Below are 21,838 nucleotides of genomic sequence, written 5' to 3'. Positions count from 1 at the left end.
GGCGCTGTCCTCAGGCTTGGGCATTGGCTTTGATCAGGCGGTCATAGGCGTCCTGATCCAGCAACTGGCTGACGGCGTTGGCGTGCGCCGGCTTGAACCGGAAGAACCAGCCTTCGCCCAACGGATCTTCGTTGACCACTTCGGGGCTGCTGTCGAGCGCCGGGTTAACCTCCAGCACCTCACCGTCCAGCGGCATGTACACGCCGCTGGCGGCTTTGACCGACTCAACGGTGGCCGCTTCTGCGCCTTTTTCGTAAAACTGCAACTCGGGCAGTTGCACAAACACCACATCACCCAGAGCGTTTTGCGCAAACGCGGTAATGCCCACGGTCACGCTGCCATCGGCTTCGGCGCGCAGCCATTCGTGGTCTTCAGTAAAACGCAATTCGCTCATGGAAACTCCTCAAGGCCAGACTCGTCTGGTGGTCGCAGTTAAATGCTCGTGCAAGATCGAGCGCATTGAGGTTTGCTCTGCAAGATGGCTGCCACAATCAATAAACGTTTATTTATCAAGTGGTTATGGGTTTCAGGATGGAATGTGGAGGATGAGTGTGTAGCGAAATCGCTACACCGCAACCGGGTTTAAAAAAACGAAGGGGATCAAAGCCTTGCAGCACTGCGTCGGCCTTTGGCTGTAGCGAATTCGCTACACTGGAACGAAATCAATACGGCCGGGCGGTGGGCATCGACGCCACCTACATCGTGTCAACGTCGAGTAGAACGCGGGTTGTATGAAGGGGCAGGCAACCTTCAGGTCTTGTCGGGGATCCCGTATTTTCGCAGGCGGTGGGCGATGGCGGTGTGGCTGGTTTGCAGGCGGCTGGCCAGTTGGCGGGTCGAGGGGTAGCTGACGTAGAGCTTTTCCAGCAGGGCTTTTTCGAAGCCTTCAACGGCGTGCTCCAGGGTTTCGACGTCTGCGTCGCTTTGGCGTGCGACGGAGGTTCCGGCAATGTCGAGGTCGCCAATGTCGACCACGCTGCTTTCGCAGATGGCCGCGGCGCGGAAGATCACGTTTTGTAATTGGCGAACGTTCCCCGGCCAGCGGTTACCCAGCAAGGCCGGGTACGTACCGGGCGCCAGGCGACACACCGGACGCTGTATTTGAGTGCAGGCCTGCTGCATAAACGTGCGCGCCAGCAGCAGGATGTCCTGGCCCCGCTCACGCAAAGGAGGCACTTCGATGTTGAGCACGTTCAGCCGATAGAACAGGTCTTCGCGAAACGTGCCTTCGTTGACCATTTTTTCGAGGTTGCGATGAGTAGCGCTGAGGATGCGGACATTGACCTTTACTTCGCGCTCGCCGCCCACACGGCGGAAACTGCCGTCATTCAAAAACCGCAGCAATTTGGCTTGCAGGTAGGGCGACATCTCAGCGATTTCATCCAGAAACACCGTACCGTTGTTGGCCAATTCCATCAGCCCCGGCTTGCCGCCCCGTTGTGCGCCGGTAAAGGCGCCGGGGGCGTAGCCGAACAGCTCGCTTTCGGCCAGGTTTTCCGGCAATGCCGCGCAGTTGAGGGCCAAAAACGGTGCGCCGACGCGATCGCTGATGGCATGACACGCGCGGGCGACCAGTTCTTTGCCGGTGCCGGTTTCGCCCTGAATCAACAGCGGCGCATCCAGAGCGGCGACGCGTTGGGCTCGTGCCTTCAGGGTACGTATTGCGGGCGACTCACCCAGCAAGGCATCAAACCCCTCGGCGTGGTCGTGATGCAGCGCGGCCAGACGTTCACCGATGCGGCTGGGCTGATACAGGGTCAACAAAGCCCCCGCGTCGGTAATCGGCGTGGCATCGAGCATCAGCGGGTGGCCGTTGAGCGTGACTTCACGCAGGGGCAAGCGAAAGCCGTTTTCCAGCAAGGCGCTCAGCAAGTCGGGATCGGTGAACAACTCGCCAATGCTTTCGCCGGCAGGTTCGCGGCCATACAGCGAGACCAGCGCCGGATTGGCCAGCAGCACATGGCCTTCACTGTCCAGGGCCAGCACCGGATCGGTCATGGCGGCCAGCAGGGCATCGAGTTGCAGGTGCCGACGCTGCCCCGGGAGGATGTCCACCACCATCACCGACTGCACGCCCTGAACCCGGAACAGCGCTTCACGCAACTCATCGAGCACGTGCGGGCTCAAGGTCGGGGCATCGATATACACGTTGGGGGGGATCATCTCCACGGCGTCGAGATTGAGATGGCGTGCCCCCAGCAGTGCCAGCACTTCCTGGGTAATACCGACGCGGTCAATAAAGCTGACATGGATACGCATGAGAACGGGGAACACTGTAGGCCGGGAGACGGCCAGTATGCCTTGGGCGAGGCAACAGAACAAAGAGACGCGTCCTGTAGCGGCTGGCGCAGCCTGCGGCAGCGGCTACAGGCAGGATCAGTCCAGATGATCGAGGTTAATCGGGTCACCGGGTTTGTGGTTAAGCTGGGCCAGCACATCCGAAAACATCTTGTTGTAGTAACCGTGCATCGAACGGATGTCAGCGGTCTTGGGAATGCCATGTTTGACGGCAATCTGAAAGGCATCGTGGGCAAAATTGAAGGCCACGTCTTTAGGCAGCGTGAATGAATCCTTGAAATCCTTTCCGTTGATCTGACCGTGCATGTCGAACTGCATGGACTTGCCTTCCTTGGGATCCTGAACGACCTGGTAATCAATCTTGATGTCATACCCGAAATCGCCCGGTTGCAGCGGTTCGCGGTGGATATGCAGGTGACCGGGTTCGAACGAGGCCATAGGGTGACTCCTTGGGCAGGGGGTTAAAGGGCAGGCCCGAAAGCCCGCCCCGTGGTTCAGAAGTAGGTAATACCAGATTTTTCAGTGCTGACGCGAGTACCGGCTTTGCCCTGAACGATGGCCTCGATATCGGCCAGGGCGCCAATGACGGCGGTTTTGCCTGTTTTACGGGCAAACTCACAGGCCGCTTCCACTTTTGGCCCCATGGAGCCTGAGGCGAAGCCGAGTTTTTCCAGCTCGTCAGGGTGCGCCTGGGAAATGCCCTTCTGGGTTGGCTTGCCCCAGTCAATAAAGGCGGCATTGACGTCAGTGGCAATGACCAACAAGTCGCTGTCCAGTTGCTGCGCCAGCAGGGAAGAGGCCAGATCCTTATCGATCACCGCCTCAATACCTTGCAGCTTGCCGTCTTCGCCATACATGGTCGGAATGCCGCCACCGCCCGCGCAGATCACGATGGTGCCTTTTTCCAGCAGCCATTTGATCGGACGGATTTCAAAGATGCGTTTTGGTTTAGGGCTGGGCACCACGCGGCGGAACTTGTCGCCATCGGGGGCAATGTTCCAGCCTTTTTCAGCGGCCAGGCTTTTGGCTTCGGCTTCGCTGTACACCGGGCCGATCGGCTTGGTCGGGTTCTGGAAGGCCGGGTCTTTGGGGTCCACTTCCACCTGGGTCAACAACGTGGCGAAGGGCGCGTCCTGCGGCAACAGATTGCCCAGTTCCTGCTCGATCATGTAGCCGATCATGCCTTCAGTTTCAGCACCCAGCACGTCCAGCGGGTAAGGGCTGACGGCGGTGTAGGCGGCAGCTTGCAGGGACAGCAGACCCACTTGCGGGCCGTTGCCGTGGGCGACGACCAGTTCATTGCCAGTGGCGATGCGGGCGATTTGGGCAGTGGCGGTGCGGATGTTTTCGCGTTGATTCTCGGCAGTCATGGGTTGACCGCGACGCAGGAGGGCGTTACCGCCCAGTGCAACGACGATACGCATAGGTATTTCCTTAATAGAAGGGAAGTTCACAACAGCCGGGTTGTGCCGGAGCAGGCGAGTCCGCTCCGGCAGCCATGCACGTCCTTAGATATCAGCCAGGGCTGCAACCAGGATTGCCTTGATGGTGTGCATGCGGTTTTCGGCTTGTTCAAAGGCAATGTTGAAGGGAGATTCAAACACTTCCTCGGTCACTTCAATGCCGTCTTTGAGGTTTGGATGGTGCTCAGCCACATCTTTACCGACCTTGGTTTCACAGTTGTGGAACGCTGGCAGGCAGTGCATGAACTTCACACGGATATTTTCGGCGGCTTTGATCAGGTCCATGTTGACCTGGTAAGGCAGCAGCAGTTTGATGCGTTCGTTCCAGGCTTCAACCGGCTCGCCCATCGACACCCAGACGTCGGTGTGGATGAAGTCCACGCCTTTGACGGCTACTTTAGGGTCTTCGGTCAGGGTGATTTTGGCACCGCTTTCCTTGGCGAATTCCTGGCATTGCTTAACGAACGACTCTTCTGGCCACAGGGCTTTAGGGGCGGCGATGCGCACGTCCATGCCCAGTTTGGCGCCGATCAGCAGCAGCGAGTTACCCATGTTGTTGCGGGCGTCGCCCAGGTAGGCGTAGCTGATGTCGTGCAGAGGCTTGTCGCTGTGTTCGCGCATGGTCAGCACGTCAGCGATCATTTGCGTCGGGTGGAATTCAGCGGTAAGGCCGTTGAACACCGGTACGCCAGCGTACTTGGCCAGTTCTTCAACGATTTCTTGCGCAAAGCCACGGTATTCGATGGCATCAAACATGCGGCCCAGAACGCGGGCGGTGTCTTTCATGCTTTCTTTGTGGCCGATCTGCGAAGAAACCGGGTCGATGTAGGTGACGTGGGCGCCTTGGTCGTGAGCGGCCACTTCGAACGCGCAACGGGTACGGGTCGACGTTTTTTCAAAGATCAGCGCAATGTTTTTGCCTTTGAGGTGCGGCTCTTCAGTACCGGTGTACTTGGCGCGCTTGAGATCACGAGACAGGTCCAGCAGGTAGTGCAGTTCGCGTTGGGTGTGGTGCACCAAGCTGAGCAGGCTGCGGTTTTTCATGTTAAACGCCATGGGAATCTCCTGGGTTTCTGGTAACCGGCTTGCGCCGCCCGGTTCGGGGCTGGCGCAAGCATTCAAAGGGATGAATTAATAGTCAATCGGGTCGCGGATGATTGGGCAGGTCATGCAGTGACCGCCGCCACGGCCGCGTCCCAGCTCAGAGGCGCTGATGGTGATGACTTCCACACCGGCCTTGCGCAGCAGGGTGTTGGTGTAGGTGTTGCGGTCGTAACCGATCACCACGCCAGGCTCCAGTGCCACAACGTTGTTGCCGTCGTCCCACTGCTCGCGTTCTGCCGCGAAGGAGTTGCCGCCGGTCTCAACCACACGCAGGGCTTTAACGCCCAGCGCTTTGGCGACCACATCCAGGAAGCTGCTTTCTTCACGTCGAACGTCAATGCCGCCCTGTTTGCTCTCGTCCGGGTACAGCGAGAAGGCAACAATTTGGTTCACGACTTCAGGGAAGATGGTGACCAGATCGCGGTCGCAGAAGCTGAACACGGTGTCCAGGTGCATCGCGGCGCGGGATTTAGGCATACCGGCAACGATCACGCGTTCCACGGCTTTGTTCTTGAACAGGTTCTGCGCCAGTTGGCCAATGGCCTGACGCGATGTACGTTCGCCCATACCGATCAGTACCACGCCTTTGCCGATTGGCATCACGTCGCCACCTTCAAGGCTGGCGTTGCCGTGGTCCAGAGTCGGGTCGCCGTACCAGATCTGGAAGTCGGCGTTGGTGAACTCAGGGTGGAACTTGTAGATCGCGGTGGTCAGCAGGGTTTCCTGACGACGCGCTGGCCAGTACATCGGGTTCAGTGTCACGCCACCGTAGATCCAGCAGGTGGTGTCACGGGTGAACTGGGTGTTGGGCAGCGGTGGCAGGATAAAGCTGGTGTGACCGAGGAAGTCACGGAACATCTCGATGGTTTTGCCACCGAAGCTGTCTGGCAGGTCGTCGGCCGACACACCACCGATCAGGTACTCAGCCGCTTTGCGTGGCTCAAGGCTTTTGATCCAGGCTTTGACTTCGTGCACCAGACCCACACCCACCTGATTGGGGGTCACTTTGTGGTCAAGAATCCAGTCCAGTGCTTCAGGCATCGCCACGATGTCGGTCAGCAGGTTGTGCATTTCCAGTACATCGATACCGCGCTCGCGCATCTTGGTCACGAAATCGAAGTGGTCGCGCTTGGCCTGGTTGACCCACAACACGTCATCAAACAGCAGCTCGTCGCAGTTGTTTGGCGTCAGGCGCTGGTGAGCCAGGCCAGGGGAGCAAACCATCACTTTGCGCAGTTTGCCGGCTTCGGAATGTACGCCGTATTTCACTTTTTCCGTGGTCATTACAGTCAACCTCCAAAGTACATAAACAGGGACTTACAGGGTCAGGAAGCCGTCGTACAGTCCATAGGCCGCCACCAGGGCGCCGATGATGACGGCAGCAAAAATCACTTTTTCAATGCTGGTAAACACTTGCTGGCCTGTCTCGCGTTTAGCCTTGGCGAAGAAGATCGCGCCAGGTGCGTACAGCAGGGCCGATAGCAGCAGGTATTTCAGGCCGCCGGCATACAACAGCCACACGGCGTAGATCAGGGCGATGCCGCCGATGATCAGGTCTTTCTTGCGTTCTGCCAGTGCGTTCTCGTAGGTCTCGCCGCGCACCGCCAGCAGCAGGCCGTAAGCCGCCGACCAGAGGTAAGGCACGAGGATCATCGAGGTCGCCAGGTAGATCAGCGACAGGTAAGTGCTGGCCGAGAACAGGGTGATAACCAGGAACACCTGCACCATGGCGTTGGTCAGCCACAGGGCATTGACCGGTACATGGTTGGCGTTTTCCTTTTTCAGGAAGGCCGGCATGGTGTGGTCTTTGGCGGCCGAGAACATGATTTCGGCGCACAGCAGGACCCACGACAGCAGGGCACCCAGCAGCGAGATGATCAAACCGACGCTGATCAGCACCGCGCCCCAGTGACCGACCACATGCTCAAGCACGGCCGCCATCGAAGGGTTTTGCAGTTTGGCCAGTTCGGGCTGAGTCATGATGCCCAGCGACAGCACGTTCACCAGTACCAGCAACAGCAGCACGGTGATGAAGCCGATCACAGTGGCTTTACCCACGTCCGAACGTTTCTCGGCACGGGAAGAGAAGATGCTCGCGCCTTCGATACCGATGAACACCCAGACGGTGACCAGCATCATGTTGCGCACTTGGTCCATCACGCTGCCCAGATCAGGGTTTTTCAGGCCCCAGATGTCACTGGTGAAGATGTCCAGTTTGAAAGCGAAGACCGCGATCAGAATGAACAGGATCAGCGGCACAACCTTGGCCACCGTGGTCACCAGGTTGATGAACGCTGCTTCCTTGATGCCGCGCAGAACGAGGAAGTGAACGGCCCACAGCAGGACCGACGCGCCGATGATCGCGGCGGGGGTGTTGCCTTCACCAAAGATCGGGAAGAAATACCCCAGCGTACTGAACAGCAACACAAAGTAGCCGACGTTGCCCAACCAGGCACTGATCCAGTAACCCCAGGCGGATGAGAAACCCATGTAATCGCCAAAACCGGCCTTGGCATAGGCGTAGACGCCGCCGTCGAGGTCGGGTTTGCGGTTAGCGAGGGTCTGGAAGACAAAAGCGAGGGTTAGCATACCGACTGCGGTGATTGCCCAACCAATAAGTACGGCTCCAACATCGGCACTTGCTGCCATGTTTTGAGGTAGCGAAAAAATACCGCCACCAATCATTGAGCCGACTACCAGAGCAACCAACGCACCCAATCGTAGTTTTCCGGGAGTATCAGACATTTGTGTTAACTCCAATCCAGGAGAAGTGAGGCCTTAAGATAATTCCGTTGATATTTCAGCCGTTTGACTTAGATCAGGGCATTACTACATTCCATTGTGTGGCGCGTGGGAAGGTCGCAATCACGTATTATTTTGACGCTTCCTGAAAGGCCCGCTCCAGAGGACTTACAGGTTCTTAATACGCATGTGGCAACGAGGTCGTGGGGATTGAAGCTAGTCACTATTTTCAGTTTTGCAAATGTCGCTTTCATATTTCATGAACCGCGCCATGAAATAAAAACGTCATGTACACAGGGTTGTTTTTTCAGGCTTGAATAGAAAATCTTGCGATTAAAAAGAAGGGGCTTATTGCGGGGTGCTTATAGACGTTTAACCGGCGCATATATTTAGTCAGTGAACATCTGTAGCCTATTAAGCGTGTATCGAAAACAGTTCCAGACCCAATAACGAGGTGGCGATGTCGCAACAAACCCAGAAGCTTCGGCTTAATGCTTTGATCGCCCTGGTGGTCGGTTCCATGATTGGCGGCGGGATTTTTTCGCTGCCGCAAAATATTGCGGAACACGCCGCTGGCGGGGCAGTCCTGATTGGTTGGGGCATTACCGCGGTGGGGATGCTGGCGCTGGCGTTTGTGTTCCAGACCCTCGCTAACCGCAAACCGGAACTCGATTCCGGGGTCTACGCCTACGCCAAGGCCGGTTTTGGCGATTACATGGGCTTCTCCTCGGCCTGGGGCTATTGGATCAGCGCGTGGATGGGCAACGTCGGCTACTTTGTGTTGCTGTTCAGTACGCTGGGGTATTTCGTACCGGTCTTCGGTCAGGGCAACACGCCCATCGCCATTGGCTGCGCCTCACTGTTGCTGTGGGGTGTGCACTTTCTGGTGCTGCGCGGCATCAAGGAAGCGGCGTTTATCAACCAGATCACCACCGTGGCGAAAATCGTCCCGATCGTGATGTTTATCGTGTTGACCGGCGTCGCGTTTAAAGCCGACATCTTCACCCTGGACTTTTGGGGCACCGAAACCCCCAGCCTGGGCAGCGTGATGGACCAGGTGCGCAACATGATGCTGGTGACGGTATTCGTGTTTATCGGCATTGAAGGCGCCAGTGTTTATTCGGGGCGCGCCGAAAAACGCTCGGACGTGGGCAAAGCCACGGTCATCGGCTTTTTGGGGGTGCTGGCACTGTTGGTGCTGGTGAACGTGCTGTCGCTGGGCATCATGACTCAGCCGGAACTGGCCAAACTGCAAAACCCGTCCATGGCCGGCGTGCTCAAGCATGTGGTGGGGGAGTGGGGCGCCATTTTGATCAGCATCGGGTTAGCCATTTCGTTGCTGGGGGCGCTGCTCTCGTGGGCGCTGTTATGCGCCGAGATCCTGTTTGCCACGGCCAAAGACAACACCATGCCGGCGTTCCTGAAAAAGGAAAACGCCAACCATGTCCCGGTCAATGCCCTGTGGCTGACCAACAGCATGATCCAGATATTCCTGCTGATCACCCTGGTGTCGGCGGGCACGTACACCAGCCTGATCTACCTGGCGTCGTCGATGATCCTCGTGCCTTACCTGTGGTCGGCGGCTTATGCGGTGTTGTTGTGCATCAAGGGCGAGACCTACTCGCAGGCCAGCCGCTCGCGTTTCAAAGACCTGTTGGTGGGGCTGATCGCCCTGATCTATGCCATGTGGTTGCTGTATGCGGCGGGGCCCAAGTACTTGCTGCTCTCGGCGTTGCTGTATGCGCCGGGAGTGTTCTTCTTTGCCCAGGCCAAACGTGAACAGCGCGAGCCGCTGTTTGTCGCCGCGGAACGGGCGATCTTCGGAGCGGTGGTGGTGGCGGCCCTGGCGGCGGCTTATGGGCTGTATGCGGGTGAATTGACGTTATAAGCGCGCCGGATTGAATCGATGGTGCCGCCTGCTACAGCGCTGGCGGTAACCGTTCCGGCCGGGACCAGATCCACAGATTGCCCAGGCTCATGCCCGCAATGGCCAGAAACACCGGCCATTGATGCTCAAGCACATACAACATCAACCCCGCGCAGATCAGCATGCTGATGGTGGCGCTGACTTTGGCTTTGCGTTGAATGATTTTGCCGTTGCGCCAATTGCTCAGGATCGGGCCGAACAGGCGGTGGTTTTCCAGCCAGGCGCTCAGTCGCGGCGAGCTTTTGGTCGCGGCCCAGGCCGCCAGCAAAATGAACTCGGTGGTCGGCAGCCCCGGCACCACGATGGCGATCAGGCCGATGCCCAGGCTGACGTAGGCCAGCAGGCCGAAGAGGATTTGGGCTATTTTCGACGGGGATTGGGTTTGGCGGGTCATAAGCTCAAGACGCAAAAAAGAGTGCTCGGCCAGCGCGCGCCGACCGAGCAGGTCTAGCTTAAGCCAGTTCTGGCTGAGCAGCGTAGGCGTGTTCCAGTAATACGGTGAAACGCTCGAAGGCCGCTACTGCACCTTTGTCTAGATCGGCCTCTTCTTCAGCACTCAGCTCCAGGCCATCAAGGGTTTTGACGAAGCGTTTCCAGCCTTCAGCGCGGCCGCCGGCTGGCTCGCCCAAGTGACGGGCGCCGAAGGTGTCGCTCAGCTCCAGTGCCACGGCCCGTTTGATCAGGAAGGCGGCGCCCAGCTTGGAACCTTCCGACACAAAGATCCAGCCCAGCGCGTGAGCCTTGCTTGGCGCGTTTACCGCGCCTGCGACAGGAGCCGGGACTTCCGTGTCGAGGTCTGCGAGGTCAGCTTTGGCTTGCTCTGCGCGGCAACGCTCTGGCAAGTCCGGGACGATTTCTTTCAACGAAGGGTCGGTGTACAGCGCTTGCAGTTCCGATTGAAAGAGGTATTGAGCCACCACAAAGCGGGCAAAGTTTTCCCGGGTCTCAAAGGGTTTGTGGGCCTTGACCAGCGCGTCGAGTTTTTGATGAGGCTCGTGGGTGATCTGGTTCAGGCGTTGGGAACGCAGGGCAGGACGCTGTGCAGTGTCTTGAGAGGTCATGAAGATGTCCTTGAGAATGAGATGCGCTTGGTAACTAGACGTACAAGAAGACGCGTGACAGTAAAAAATCCTCACTGCGCAGCGAAAACACCGCGCAGTGAGAACGCCGGCTAGATGTCCCAGACCAGGTTGATCGCGAAGTTGCGGCCCGGCTGGGTCAGGCGGTCGAGGTTGGCCGGGTTCACGGCCGATGCTTCACCCACGCCGTCGTAGCTGCGCACGTCATCCCACAGCCAATACTTTTTGTCGGTCAGGTTGTACACGCCTGCGCTGACGGTCACGTCTTGCGTCACTTTGTAATAAGCGCTCACGTCCACAATGCCGAACCCCGGGGTTTCGAATCGCTTGCCCTGAATGTCTGGCGCTTTGAAGGCGGTGTCGTCGATGCGGTCTTTTTTCTTGACCAAGGTCCAGCTCACCAGAGCGCCGTAGTTGTTCTGGTCATAACCGAGGCCAAACACTCCCGTCAGCGGGTTCACGCTGTTGAGTGGCTGGCCGGTGTCATCGTTGCGGCCATAGGCGTAAGCAATCGACCCTTTGGTGTACAGGCCACGCGGAGCTCCGAAGGCGTCCAGTTGCAGCTGGCCTTTAAGCTCGACCCCCTTGATGGTGGCGTGCTTGATGTTGCGGCTCTGGAAGCTGTCCATGTCATAGCCGGGCGTGACGTTATCTTCATCGATAAAGTCGCGGTATTTGTTGTAGAACACCGCCACGTCAAACGAGCCTTCGTCGAAGTGGCCGCGCAGGCCGGTTTCGTAGCTTTTGCTCTTTTCCGGCTCAAGGTTGGGGTTGGGTTCGACGACGTAACCTTCCTGCAGGTTTTCGAAGCGGCCGTACAGCGCCTTGGCGGTCGGGGTGCGGAAACCTTCGGAGTACTGGCCGAACCAGGTGTAGTTATCGTTGAACGCGTAGGTCACACCCAATTTTGGCGAAAGGCGGTGCCAGGTTTTTTCATCGTCGCTGACGGGGTATTTACCGTCGGGGTTGACCGCGTTCTGGAACTCCTGGGTGATCTTGGGCTTGAGACGCGTGTAGTCGTAGCGCACGCCGGGCATGAAGGTCCATTGATTCCAGCTGATTTCGTCTTGCGCAAACAGGCTGTAGGTGTCGATGGTCGGGTCCGGGAAGTCGCTGACTTTGGCGAACACGTCGCCTTTGGCCGTGCTCAGGGCGCCGACTGCTTTACAGCCAGCACCTACCGCAAGGCACACCGCGCTGCCGGAACGCGAGCCGGTGACTTTGTCGTGTTTCAAAGTGGTGCCATAGGTCAGCAAATGGTCGGTGGGGCCGACTGCGAAGGCTTTGTCGAACTGGGCATCGAACACCCATTGCTGCTCTTTATAGCGGGTGTCGCGGGTGCGATACACATCACGGCTGAACGGGAAGTAGCGTTCTTCGGTGCTTTGGTCGGTCTTGGCCACCTGATAGTTGAGGCTCAGTTTGCCGTGGTCGGCCAGCAGGCTGTCGAGCGCGAAGGTGTTTTCAATGCCGAAACGCTCGCGGGTCACGGTGTCATTGCCGTTGCGTGACTTGTACATGCCCAGCGGTTGGCCTAGGTTGAACGGGCCGCCTACCACGCTTTTCTGGTTGATGTCGCGCTCGTCCCGGTAGTTCTCGTAGGTGAACGCCAGTCGGTCGTCATCGTTGTAGTTCCAGCCCGCCTTGGCCAATACGTTGGTGGTGTTCACGTCTTCCGGGTTGGCCGCAGTGCGCGTCAGGCCGGTGCCGCCGTGGTTGCCATAGGATTCGGTTTCGTGGCCGTCCCGGCGGCTTACATGCAGCAAGCCGTCGAACTGGTCGGCGCGGCCTGCCACGGTTGCGGACTTGAGCCAGCTGCGGTCGGCCGAGCTGTAACCGGTCTTCAGGCGTGCGCCTGCCTCCTGGCCCGGTTTGATGATGTCGTCCGGGTTGAGGGTGAAGTAGCTCACCGCGCCGCCGATGGCGTTGCTGCCATACAGCACCGAGGCCGGGCCGCGCAGGATTTCTACGCGCTTGACGATTTCCGGGTCGACGTAGTTGCGCTGGGTTTTGGCGAACGGACCGTTGAAGAACGAGTTGGGGATTTCAACGCCATCGACTTGAGTCAGGATCCGGTCACCGTCGATGCCGCGAATGTTGTAACCGCTGATGCCGCCGCGCAGACCGCCGCCGCCCACGGACACGCCCGGTTCATAGCGCACCAGTTCTTTGATGGTGTTGACGTTTTGACGGTCGAGTTGTTCACGGTCTTGCACGGTCACGGTGCTGGGCACGCTGAGGACGTCTTGTTCCTGACGTGTGGCGCTGATGGTCACTTGCTGCAGGGCGAGGGTGCCGCTGCTGGCGGAGCGTTTTTCGAGGACGATGTTATTGCTGCCCAGTTTGCGGTAGCCCAGGTTGGTGCCGATCAACAGGCGGTCGAGTGCCTTTTCTGGCGACAGAGACCCGCGCACACCCGGTGAAGACACGTTCTGCCCCAGTTCGGCCGGTAAACCGACTTGCCAGCCGGTGACGGCCGTGAAGTCGTTGAGCGCAGACACCAGCGGCTGCTGTGATATCGCGAATTTGTAATTGCCCACAGCGCGGCGTTCAGGTGGCGCATCGGTTGCGGCCATGGCCGGAACGGCGTGCGCGCCGGCCATCAGCACGGCGACGGTCAACAACGACAAGGTGCACGGGTGTTTTGGGCGGGTGCGACCGTTGGAAGAGGACCGGCTGTTGAAACGTGTGGGCATTGATAGCGCTCCGTGGTGAACGAATCTTATAGTTGCGAAGCTGACTCAAAATGCGAATCAGTTGCATTGACTACAACGAGACGTATGACCTCGTGCTATCGCGTAAAAAAAACCGGATTTAGTTGAGAATGACCAGTGCCGGGAATTCCGAGAGGCTGGACGAGGTGATGTGGGCGAGGGAACGAACGATGTCCAGAGGCTGGTCCAGACGGTAATTGCCGGTCACTGCGACGCTGGCCAGTTGCTCATTATTGTTGACGATCCAGCCGGGGTAATAGCGCCGCACTTCCTCCAGCACTTGGCTCATGGGGCAGTTTTCGAACACCAGACGTCCCTGAACCCAGGCCAGATCGGTTTGCGGGTTGAGCTTGACCGGTTGGCCAAAACCATTGGGGCCGATACTCACACTGTTCCCGGCAGACAACCGCATCTGCGTGCCCACGCTGTTCATGCGTAAATCGACATCGCCGCGCTGCACGCGCACTTGAGCCTGCCCGTTGAGGTAGCTGACGGCGAAAGCGGTGTCGCGCACGCTGACGCGAACCGGGCCGGCATCGAGCACCAGCGGGAATTCAAGATTGGCCGGGACCTCGAAAAACGCTTCACCCTGATACAACCGCGCATTGCTTTGCGCATTGACCCGGTGGCTGGAGAACGCCGAATTGGTGTTGAGCAACACTTTCGAGCCGTCTTCCAGCTCCAGGCGCTGACGCTCGCCCACGACGGTCAAATGATCGGCCTGCAAGCGCAATGGCACATTGCTGTAACTGCCCACGCCAATCACCAGCACCGCCGCAGTGGCCACGTGTTTCCAGTGACGGCCAATGCGTTGCAACACGGTGGGCGCACGGCGTGTGTTCAGGGTGTGTGCCGCGTCAATCAGCGGCTGGCCATTCCAGACGGCATGGGCTTTGGCAAACGCTTGGGCATGGGCCGGGTCTGCCTTGAGCCAGGCCTGGAACGCTGCTTTTTCGGAGGCGTCGGCACACTCCAGGGTGATCAGCCAGTCCAGCGCCTGATCCATGGCACTGTCTTGCAGAGCATCCTGCGCCAGTTCCGGCACGGCGGGGGGTGGAGTGTCCTTCACGGGTGATCCTTGGCAGTCTCAGGCACAGTGGTGTTCAACGTCTTGGAATCCTTGGCGTGAAAGCGGCCAAGTCGGATTTTTCTTACGGGGTTGTCCCGGCAAGATTACGGCCGATTGATTCGATCGGCTACCCCGACACAGATTGCCATGATTAATTTGAGTTCCTTTTGAACTGTGCTCAGGGACACGTCAAGCTCCCGTGCGATCTCCTGATAGCTGCAACCATGCAGGCGACTGAGAATGAAAATGCGCTGCTGACGTGCGCTTAGCTGGCTCAGGCTCACACTCAAACGCTCCAGTAATTGCGCGGCTTGATGGGCTTCTTCGGGGGTGCTGAGTGAGGAGGGGACGCTTTCGATGACCTCGGTCGGCACATCTTCGAGCACCGTGCGCGACTGAATACGCCGTGAGCGCAGGTGGTCCAGCGCCAGATTACGCGCAGTCTGGAACACAAACGGCTCCAGATGCTCGACCGTGCGTTCGCTCAGCGCGCGGGTGACGCGCAGGTAAGTCTCCTGCAACAGGTCCTCGGCGGTACTGGGGTTATTGACCATCCGCTGTAACGTGCGCAACAGGATCACCCGTTGCGTCAGGAAGACTTGATTGAAGTGGGACTGACTCACAGTGCTACCAGACCGATTTTGAGCGAATGATAATGCTTATCATCTGTGCGTTTGGTCAAGCGCTGTTTTTGTCTCCCGCCTTTTACGCGCGGTTTACGGCGATGTGCCTGCGGGTTTACACGCGTCCTTTCAAGTACGCGGCGTAATCTGGCACCCGGTGATCGTGAGGCTGACTCATGAGCGGGCTGCTGAGCAGGTAATCCGCGCTGCATTCATTGCACGCCACAGGGATGTTCCACACCGCCGCAACCCGCAGCAGGGCCTTGATGTCCGGGTCATGGGGTTGCGGCTCGAACGGGTCCCAGAAGAACACCAGCATGTCGACCTGTTGCTCGGCGATGCGTGCCCCCACTTGTTGGTCCCCGCCCAACGGGCCGCTGATCATGCTTTCGATCGGCAGCCCCAGGCGCTGGCTCAGCAACAGGCCGGTGGTGCCGGTGGCGCACAACTGATGCTGGCTGAGGGTGGCCTTGTGACGCTCGGCCCAGTCCAGCAAGAACCCTTTGCAGTGATCGTGCGCCACCAGGGCGATACGCTTGCGCGCCGCCAGGGTGGCCGTGGTGAAGCTGATACCGATCATCGCGTCACTCCGCGTTGCACAGCGCCAGGCAGTTATCGAGCATGCGGTTGGAGAAGCCCCACTCGTTGTCGTACCACGCCAGGACTTTGAGCATCTTGCCGCTGACTTTGGTGTGGTTGGCATCGAAAATCGACGACAGCGGGTTGTGGTTAAAATCGCTCGATACCAGCGGCAGGCTGTTATAGCCCAGCACTTTGGAATGCTGGCTGGCTTCTTTGAACAGCGCGTTGACTTCAGCCGCCGTGGTTTCGCGCTTGAGCTCGACGGTCAGGTCAACCAGCGACACGTTGATCACCGGGACGCGCACCGCCATGCCGGTCAATTTGCCCGCCAGTTCCGGCAATACCAGGCCCACGGCTTCGGCGGCGCCGGTTTTGCTCGGGATCATGTTCTGCGTGGCCGAGCGCGCGCGGTACGGGTCGCTGTGGTAAACGTCGGTCAGGTTCTGGTCATTGGTGTAGGCATGAATGGTGGTCATCAAACCGTTGGCAATGCCCAGTTCGCGGTGCAGGATTTGGGCAACCGGCGCCAGGCAGTTGGTGGTGCAGGAGGCGCTGGAAATAATTTGATGCGATTGGCGCAGGATGTCGTGGTTCACACCGTACACCACCGTGGCGTCGGCATTTTTGCCCGGCGCGGAGATAATCACCTTGCGCGCGCCAGCGCTAATATGCGCCTCGGCCTTGCTGCGCTCGGTGAAGAAACCGGTACATTCGAACACCACGTCGATCTTCAATGCAGCCCACGGCAGTTCAGCCGGGTTACGAATAGCCGTGACGGCAATGCGGTCGCCATTGACGGTCAGGCTTTCCTGATCGTGCTCAACGGTTGCATCGAAAGTGCCGTGAACGGTGTCGTACTTGAGCAGGTGTGCATTGATTGCGCTGTCACCCAGATCGTTGATTGCGACGATCTGCAGGTCCTGACGGTAGCCTTGGGTATACAGTGCGCGCAGGACGTTGCGGCCGATTCGGCCAAAACCATTGATTGCGATTCGTAGAGTCATGGAAAGCGCCTGCCATCGATTTGTTGTTGGAATTACAAGATTATTCGCATAGAAATAGAAAACAAGCCATTTTGGTGGCAATATTTTGTTTTATCTACAACGAGTGACCTGAATCAACGGGTCCAAATGATCGAAGTGCGTGTCTGGCCCCTCGATCAGCATAGGACACGCACAGGTCGCCACATCCGTTAGCCTGGAGTTCAACACATGCATCCCCGCGTTCTTGAAGTCACCGAGCGTCTTATTGCCCGCAGTCGAGCAACCCGTGAGGCATACCTGACACTCATTCGTGGCGCCGCCAGTGATGGCCCGCAACGCGGCAAGCTGCAATGTGCCAACTTCGCCCATGGCGTGGCCGGGTGTGGCACGGAAGATAAAAACAACCTGCGCTTGATGAACGCCGCCAACGTGGCGATTGTTTCGTCCTACAACGACATGCTCTCGGCGCATCAGCCTTACGAGCACTTTCCCGAGCAACTCAAAAAGGCCCTGCGTGAAATGGGCTCGGTCGGGCAGTTCGCAGGCGGCACCCCGGCCATGTGCGATGGCGTGACGCAAGGCGAAGCGGGCATGGAACTGAGCCTGCTGAGCCGCGAAGTGATCGCCCTGTCAACGGCGGTCGCGCTGTCGCACAACATGTTCGACGCGGCGCTGATGCTGGGCATTTGTGACAAGATCGTGCCGGGTCTGATGATAGGGGCGCTGCGCTTTGGCCATTTGCCGACGATCTTCGTGCCGGGCGGGCCGATGCCATCGGGCATTTCCAACAAGGAAAAGGCCGACGTGCGCCAGCGCTACGCCGAAGGCAAAGCCAGCCGCGAAGAGCTGCTCGAATCGGAGATGAAGTCCTACCACAGCCCCGGCACCTGCACGTTTTATGGCACCGCCAACACCAACCAACTATTGATGGAAGTGATGGGCCTGCATTTGCCGGGCGCCTCGTTCGTCAATCCCTACACGCCTTTGCGTGATGCGCTGACACGCGAGGCCGCGCATCAAGTCACCCGCCTGACCCGGCAAAGCGGCAACTTCATGCCTTTGGGCGAGATCGTGGACGAGCGTTCGCTGGTCAACTCCATCGTGGCGTTGCATGCCACCGGCGGTTCCACCAACCACACCTTGCACATGCCCGCCATCGCCCGGGCCGCCGGGATTCAACTGACCTGGCAAGACATGGCGGACCTTTCCGAAGTCGTGCCGACCCTGTCCCACGTCTATCCCAACGGCAAGGCCGACATCAACCACTTCCAGGCCGCTGGCGGCATGGCATTCCTGATTCGCGAGCTGCTGGAAGCCGGGTTATTGCATGAAGACGTCAACACGGTGGCGGGTCGCGGCCTGAGCCTGTATACCCGCGAACCGTTCCTGGTGGACGGCGAGCTGGTATGGCGTGATGGCCCGATTGAAAGCCTCGACGAAAGCATCTTGCGTCCGGTTGCACGCGCCTTCTCGTCCGAGGGCGGGTTGCGGGTGATGGAAGGCAACCTGGGGCGCGGGGTGATGAAAGTTTCGGCCGTGGCGCCCGAGCATCAAATTGTCGAAGCCCCGGCGCGGGTGTTTCAGGATCAACAACAACTGGCCGATGCGTTCAAGGCGGGTGAGCTGGAACACGATTTTGTCGCCGTCATGCGCTTTCAGGGGCCGCGTTCGAACGGCATGCCCGAGCTGCACAAGATGACGCCGTTTTTGGGGGTGTTGCAGGACCGCGGTTTCAAGGTCGCGTTGATTACTGACGGACGCATGTCAGGCGCTTCCGGCAAAATTCCGGCAGCGATCCACGTCAGCCCGGAAGCGGCCGTCGGTGGTCCGCTGGCCCGCGTGCAGGATGGCGACATGATTCGCGTCGACGGCGTCAAAGGTACGTTGCAACTGTTGGTGGATGAGGCAGAATTCGCCGCACGCACCCCGGCCATCGGCACCCTGAGCGACGCGGTCGGCACCGGGCGCGAGTTGTTTGCGTTTATGCGCCAGGCCTTCAGCTCGGCCGAGCAGGGCGCCAGTACCTTTACCTCGTCTCTGGAAAACCTTAAATGAAGCTTGCTCTGGTCGGTGACATCGGCGGCACCAACGCGCGGTTTGCCTTGTGGGAAAACGATCAACTGCGCGCTGTCCGCGTGCTGGCCACTGCCGACTTTGCATGCCCGGAAGATGCCATCAAGCTCTACCTGCAAGGCCTGAACTTGCCGCTGGGCGCGATCGGCGCGGTGTGCCTGTCCGTCGCCGGGCCGGTGAGCGGCGATGAATTTCGCTTTACCAATAACCACTGGCGCCTGAGCCGTTCGGCGTTTTGTCAGACGTTGCAGGTGGACAACCTGCTGCTGATCAACGACTTCAGTGCCATGGCGCTGGGCATGACGCGCCTGCAACCGGGCGACGTGCGCCAGGTGTGTGCCGGCCTGGCCGAACCGCTGCGCCCTGCGGTGGTGATCGGGCCCGGCACCGGCCTGGGCGTCGGGACTTTGCTGAGCCTGGGCGAGGCGCAGTGGATGGCCTTGCCGGGCGAGGGCGGGCACGTTGACTTGCCCATGAGTAACCCGCGTGAAGTCCTGTTGTGGCAGCACATTTACAACGAAATCGGTCACGTCAGCGCCGAATCCGTCCTGAGCGGCAGCGGCTTGCCGCGTCTTTATCGCGCGATTTGCGCGGTGGACGGGCATGCACCTGTGCTCGACAGTGACCGCGCCATCACGGCCGCTGCCCTGGCAGGCGACCCAATTGCCTTACAGGTCCTTGAGCAGTTCAGTTGCTGGCTGGGTCGAGTGGCGGGCAACAACGTCCTGACACTGGGCGCACGTGGCGGCGTCTACATTGTCGGCGGCGTGGTGCCACGCTTTGCCGACCTTTTTATGGCCAGTGGTTTTGCCCGCAGCTTTGCTGACAAAGGTTGCATGAGCGATTACCTCACTGGCATACCGGTCTGGCTGGTCACCGCGCCGTATCCGGGGTTGATGGGGGCGGGCGTGGCATTGCAACAAGCGTTCGCCTGACCGCGAAACGCCGCACTCACAAAAACAATAAGGAACACCGCTGTGAGCTCACTCGGTAAATCCATTTTGCTGGTCGACGACGATCAGGAAATCCGCGACCTGTTGGACATCTACCTGACCCGCGCCGGTTTTCAGGTGAGCACGGTGAGTGATGGCGCGGGCTTTCGCAAAGCCCTCGAACACACGCCCTGCGACTTATTGATTCTGGACGTCATGCTGCCCGACGAAGATGGCTTCAGCCTGTGTCGCTGGGTCAGGCAGCACCCCCGTTGTGCCCAGACGCCCATCATCATGCTCACTGCCAGCTCCGACGAAACCGACCGCGTGTTGGGGTTGGAGCTGGGGGCCGACGACTACCTGGGCAAACCGTTCAGCCCCCGTGAATTGCAGGCAAGGATTAAAGCGCTGCTGCGGCGAGTGCAATTTGCCAGTGCCGGTGCCGGTCACGAAATCATGGCCTTTGAAGGATGGCGCCTGAACACCGTGACCCATCGCCTGTTTCACACCGACGGCGAAGAAGTCATCCTCTCGGGGGCCGACTTTGCCTTGCTCAAATTGTTTCTCGATCACCCGCAACAAATTCTGGACCGCGACACCATCGGCAATGCCACCCGTGGCCGCGATCTGATGCCGTTGGACCGCATTGTCGACATGGCGGTCAGTCGCTTGCGCCAGCGCCTGCGCGATACCGAAAAGCCCCCGCGACTGATCCGCACCATTCGCGGCAGCGGCTATCAGTTGGCCGCCGAGGTCACGACAGGTCATGGCCATTAAGTACTGGCGCCGGCCGCGGGTGCCCCGCTCATTGCTCGGCCGCATGTTGTTGCTCACCTTGATCGCCATCTTGCTGGCGCAAACCTTGTCCAGCGTGATCTGGCTGTCGCAACTGCGGGCCACGCAACTGCAAGGACTTGTCACCAGTGCGCGCAGCCTGGCGCATTCGATGAACGCCACCGTCACCTACATGAAGTCACTGCCGCTGGCATACCGGCCGCTGGTGCTGGACCAGATGCGCAGCATGGGCGGCACGCGCTTTGTCGTCAGCCTCAATGAGCGGCCCCTGGACATGCGCGCGTTGCCACTGACCCAGCGCAAACAGGCTGTGCTTGAGGCCGTGGACCAAGTGCTGCGCCAATCCCTGGGCCCTGCTGTCGACCTGTCGGTGAAGTTTGTCAGCCCGCAAGACCTGCGGATCTTCAACGCCGGGCTGACGCTCGATGAGCTGCCGCGCTCTTGGGCGCACTTTGCCCTGACCCTGGAACCGGTCAACCCACCGGTGCTGGTGACGCAAATCCAGATGTCCCCCGGCGAGTGGCTCTATATCGCTTCCCTGTTGCCCCAGCCCTATACCAGCCTTGAGGAAGAAGGCCTGCCCGCGATGCAGTTATGGTTTATTGCGCTGAGCAGCGGGTTTTTATTGCTCTCCATCGGTGTGCTGGTGCACTGGCAAAGTCGGCCCCTTAAGCGTCTGGCCCGTGCAGCGCGGGATTTGTCACTGGGCGAGGAGCAAGTCGAGCCAGTCGAAATCGGGGGCGGCAGTGAGGTGGCTGAGGTCGGGCGAGCGTTTAATACCATGCGGGTGCGCATCAGCCGTTACCTCACCGAGCGCAGCCAGTTGTTCAGCGCGATTTCCCACGACCTGCGAACCCCGATTACCCGTTTGCGCTTGCGCGTCGAGCTACTGGAAGACGAAGCGTTGCAGCACAAATTCGGGCGAGATCTGGATGAGCTTGAACTGCTGGTCAAAGGCGCCTTGCAGTGTGTGAAAGACACGGACATCCACGAAAACATTGAGCCGGTGAACCTGAACCTGTTGCTCGAATGTTTAATCGAGCCCTATTTGCTGCCCCACGGCAATGGCCGCGTGACGGTGACCGGGCGGGCGTCGAGACCCTTTTCTGGCAAGCCCCTGGCCTTGCGCCGGTGCATGGGCAACCTGATCGACAATGCGCTCAAATACGGCAAGCACGCGCACCTGGTGATTGAAGACCACGCGCACGCGTTCGTGTTGCATGTCGACGATGACGGCCCCGGGGTTCCCGAACAGCGACTGGAGCAAGTGTTCGAGCCGCATTTCCGGTTGTCAGGGCATCAGCAAGGCTATGGCTTGGGGTTGGGCATTGCCCGCAACATTGCCCATAGCCATGGCGGAGAAGTCAGCTTGCAAAACGTGCGCGGCGGTGGCCTGCGGGTCACGTTGTCAGTACCGCGAACAGCGGATTAAAGCGGCCCCGGCGCTTGCCCGG

The 21,838-nt window shown here is 59.2% G+C and carries 19 protein-coding genes; 5 read left to right on the top strand and 14 right to left on the bottom strand.

The window, feature by feature from the left end; genetic code table 11:
- Positions 1-10: 10 nt before the first annotated feature.
- The 7 genes from gcvH to arcD (IF654_RS17040) all read right to left on the bottom strand — a co-directional run bounded on the left by gcvH (position 11) and on the right by arcD (IF654_RS17040) (position 7,610).
- Positions 11-394, bottom strand: coding sequence for a glycine cleavage system protein GcvH (gene gcvH, locus IF654_RS17070; protein ID WP_047277090.1), 384 nt, complete (start codon positions 392-394; stop codon positions 11-13).
- Positions 395-750: 356 nt separating this feature from the next.
- Positions 751-2,259 carry a sigma-54-dependent transcriptional regulator gene (locus IF654_RS17065; protein ID WP_047277088.1) on the bottom strand — a complete coding sequence of 503 codons (1,509 nt, stop codon included), beginning with the start codon at positions 2,257-2,259 and terminating at the stop codon, positions 751-753.
- A gap of 117 nt (positions 2,260-2,376) precedes the next feature.
- Entirely contained in the window at positions 2,377-2,736 is a 360-nt protein-coding gene (locus tag IF654_RS17060) for a DUF5064 family protein (protein WP_194862200.1), read from the bottom strand.
- Positions 2,737-2,792: 56 nt separating this feature from the next.
- Positions 2,793-3,722 (bottom strand): carbamate kinase, encoded by a 930-nt coding sequence (arcC, locus tag IF654_RS17055; protein ID WP_047277085.1) that lies wholly within the window; start codon positions 3,720-3,722, stop codon positions 2,793-2,795.
- An 84-nt stretch (positions 3,723-3,806) separates the two neighbouring features.
- Positions 3,807-4,817, bottom strand: coding sequence for an ornithine carbamoyltransferase (locus tag IF654_RS17050; protein ID WP_047277083.1), 1,011 nt, complete (start codon positions 4,815-4,817; stop codon positions 3,807-3,809).
- Positions 4,818-4,892: 75 nt separating this feature from the next.
- Positions 4,893-6,149, bottom strand: a complete 1,257-nt coding sequence (gene arcA, locus IF654_RS17045; protein WP_047277081.1) for an arginine deiminase — start codon at positions 6,147-6,149, stop codon at positions 4,893-4,895.
- A gap of 33 nt (positions 6,150-6,182) precedes the next feature.
- Positions 6,183-7,610, bottom strand: coding sequence for an arginine-ornithine antiporter (gene arcD / locus IF654_RS17040; RefSeq protein ID WP_047277080.1), 1,428 nt, complete (start codon positions 7,608-7,610; stop codon positions 6,183-6,185).
- Positions 7,611-8,067: 457 nt separating this feature from the next.
- Between arcD (IF654_RS17040) and arcD (IF654_RS17035) the strand changes: the two genes are divergently transcribed.
- On the top strand, positions 8,068-9,495 hold the full coding sequence (arcD, locus tag IF654_RS17035; RefSeq protein WP_047277078.1) for an arginine-ornithine antiporter: 1,428 nt from the start codon (positions 8,068-8,070) through the stop codon (positions 9,493-9,495).
- 31 nt (positions 9,496-9,526) lie between these two features.
- On the opposite strand, the gene IF654_RS17030 is transcribed toward arcD (IF654_RS17035), so the two are convergent.
- From IF654_RS17030 to gap, 7 genes are all read right to left on the bottom strand, one after another.
- Positions 9,527-9,928, bottom strand: coding sequence for a YbaN family protein (locus IF654_RS17030; RefSeq protein WP_047277076.1), 402 nt, complete (start codon positions 9,926-9,928; stop codon positions 9,527-9,529).
- A 58-nt stretch (positions 9,929-9,986) separates the two neighbouring features.
- A complete protein-coding gene (locus tag IF654_RS17025; RefSeq protein WP_047281073.1) occupies positions 9,987-10,595 on the bottom strand; it encodes a biliverdin-producing heme oxygenase in 609 nt (202 codons plus the stop codon).
- Positions 10,596-10,705: 110 nt separating this feature from the next.
- Entirely contained in the window at positions 10,706-13,309 is a 2,604-nt protein-coding gene (locus IF654_RS17020; protein ID WP_094988060.1) for a TonB-dependent receptor, read from the bottom strand.
- Between the two features lie 118 nt (positions 13,310-13,427).
- Positions 13,428-14,333, bottom strand: a complete 906-nt coding sequence (locus IF654_RS17015; RefSeq protein ID WP_194862897.1) for a FecR family protein — start codon at positions 14,331-14,333, stop codon at positions 13,428-13,430.
- 167 nt (positions 14,334-14,500) lie between these two features.
- Positions 14,501-15,019 carry an RNA polymerase sigma factor gene (locus IF654_RS17010; RefSeq protein ID WP_047277068.1) on the bottom strand — a complete coding sequence of 173 codons (519 nt, stop codon included), beginning with the start codon at positions 15,017-15,019 and terminating at the stop codon, positions 14,501-14,503.
- A 115-nt stretch (positions 15,020-15,134) separates the two neighbouring features.
- On the bottom strand, positions 15,135-15,599 hold the full coding sequence (locus tag IF654_RS17005; protein WP_047277066.1) for a methylglyoxal synthase: 465 nt from the start codon (positions 15,597-15,599) through the stop codon (positions 15,135-15,137).
- Between the two features lie 4 nt (positions 15,600-15,603).
- Complete coding sequence (gene gap / locus IF654_RS17000; protein ID WP_047281069.1) at positions 15,604-16,605, bottom strand: type I glyceraldehyde-3-phosphate dehydrogenase; 1,002 nt, start codon at positions 16,603-16,605, stop codon at positions 15,604-15,606.
- A gap of 207 nt (positions 16,606-16,812) precedes the next feature.
- Here gap and edd point away from each other — a divergent pair, with 207 nt between their 5' ends.
- The 4 genes from edd to IF654_RS16980 are packed head-to-tail and all read left to right on the top strand — an operon-like array spanning position 16,813 to position 21,816.
- The gene (gene edd, locus IF654_RS16995) at positions 16,813-18,639 is read left to right on the top strand and encodes a phosphogluconate dehydratase (RefSeq protein ID WP_047277063.1); all 1,827 of its coding nucleotides are present in this window, start codon (positions 16,813-16,815) and stop codon (positions 18,637-18,639) included.
- Positions 18,636-19,592, top strand: a complete 957-nt coding sequence (locus tag IF654_RS16990; RefSeq protein WP_047282966.1) for a glucokinase — start codon at positions 18,636-18,638, stop codon at positions 19,590-19,592. Before edd ends, IF654_RS16990 begins: the two co-directional genes overlap by 4 nt.
- Before the next feature lie 42 nt (positions 19,593-19,634).
- A complete protein-coding gene (locus tag IF654_RS16985) occupies positions 19,635-20,366 on the top strand; it encodes a response regulator (protein WP_047282965.1) in 732 nt (243 codons plus the stop codon).
- Positions 20,356-21,816 (top strand): ATP-binding protein, encoded by a 1,461-nt coding sequence (locus IF654_RS16980; RefSeq protein ID WP_047277059.1) that lies wholly within the window; start codon positions 20,356-20,358, stop codon positions 21,814-21,816. Before IF654_RS16985 ends, IF654_RS16980 begins: the two co-directional genes overlap by 11 nt.
- The last annotated feature ends 22 nt before the right edge of the window (positions 21,817-21,838 follow it).

The sequence above is a fragment of the Pseudomonas lundensis genome, from assembly GCF_015377145.2.
Taxonomy (GTDB): Bacteria; Pseudomonadota; Gammaproteobacteria; order Pseudomonadales; family Pseudomonadaceae; genus Aquipseudomonas; species Aquipseudomonas lundensis.
Note: the sequence above shows the minus strand (reverse complement) of the source record. Positions and strands in the feature narration are given on the sequence as shown.

Coding starts and splice junctions, on each gene's coding strand:
- arcC (WP_047277085.1), bottom strand. CDS start 3,722: ATGCGTATCGTCGTTGCACTGGGCGGTAACGCCCTCCTGCGTCGCGGT.
- edd (WP_047277063.1), top strand. CDS start 16,813: ATGCATCCCCGCGTTCTTGAAGTCACCGAGCGTCTTATTGCCCGCAGT.
- arcD (WP_047277080.1), bottom strand. CDS start 7,610: ATGTCTGATACTCCCGGAAAACTACGATTGGGTGCGTTGGTTGCTCTG.
- arcD (WP_047277078.1), top strand. CDS start 8,068: ATGTCGCAACAAACCCAGAAGCTTCGGCTTAATGCTTTGATCGCCCTG.
- IF654_RS17060 (WP_194862200.1), bottom strand. CDS start 2,736: ATGGCCTCGTTCGAACCCGGTCACCTGCATATCCACCGCGAACCGCTG.
- IF654_RS17015 (WP_194862897.1), bottom strand. CDS start 14,333: ATGGATCAGGCGCTGGACTGGCTGATCACCCTGGAGTGTGCCGACGCC.
- IF654_RS17050 (WP_047277083.1), bottom strand. CDS start 4,817: ATGGCGTTTAACATGAAAAACCGCAGCCTGCTCAGCTTGGTGCACCAC.
- IF654_RS16990 (WP_047282966.1), top strand. CDS start 18,636: ATGAAGCTTGCTCTGGTCGGTGACATCGGCGGCACCAACGCGCGGTTT.
- IF654_RS16980 (WP_047277059.1), top strand. CDS start 20,356: ATGGCCATTAAGTACTGGCGCCGGCCGCGGGTGCCCCGCTCATTGCTC.
- IF654_RS17020 (WP_094988060.1), bottom strand. CDS start 13,309: ATGCCCACACGTTTCAACAGCCGGTCCTCTTCCAACGGTCGCACCCGC.
- IF654_RS17030 (WP_047277076.1), bottom strand. CDS start 9,928: ATGACCCGCCAAACCCAATCCCCGTCGAAAATAGCCCAAATCCTCTTC.
- IF654_RS17005 (WP_047277066.1), bottom strand. CDS start 15,599: ATGATCGGTATCAGCTTCACCACGGCCACCCTGGCGGCGCGCAAGCGT.
- gcvH (WP_047277090.1), bottom strand. CDS start 394: ATGAGCGAATTGCGTTTTACTGAAGACCACGAATGGCTGCGCGCCGAA.
- IF654_RS17065 (WP_047277088.1), bottom strand. CDS start 2,259: ATGCGTATCCATGTCAGCTTTATTGACCGCGTCGGTATTACCCAGGAA.
- arcA (WP_047277081.1), bottom strand. CDS start 6,149: ATGACCACGGAAAAAGTGAAATACGGCGTACATTCCGAAGCCGGCAAA.
- gap (WP_047281069.1), bottom strand. CDS start 16,605: ATGACTCTACGAATCGCAATCAATGGTTTTGGCCGAATCGGCCGCAAC.
- IF654_RS17025 (WP_047281073.1), bottom strand. CDS start 10,595: ATGACCTCTCAAGACACTGCACAGCGTCCTGCCCTGCGTTCCCAACGC.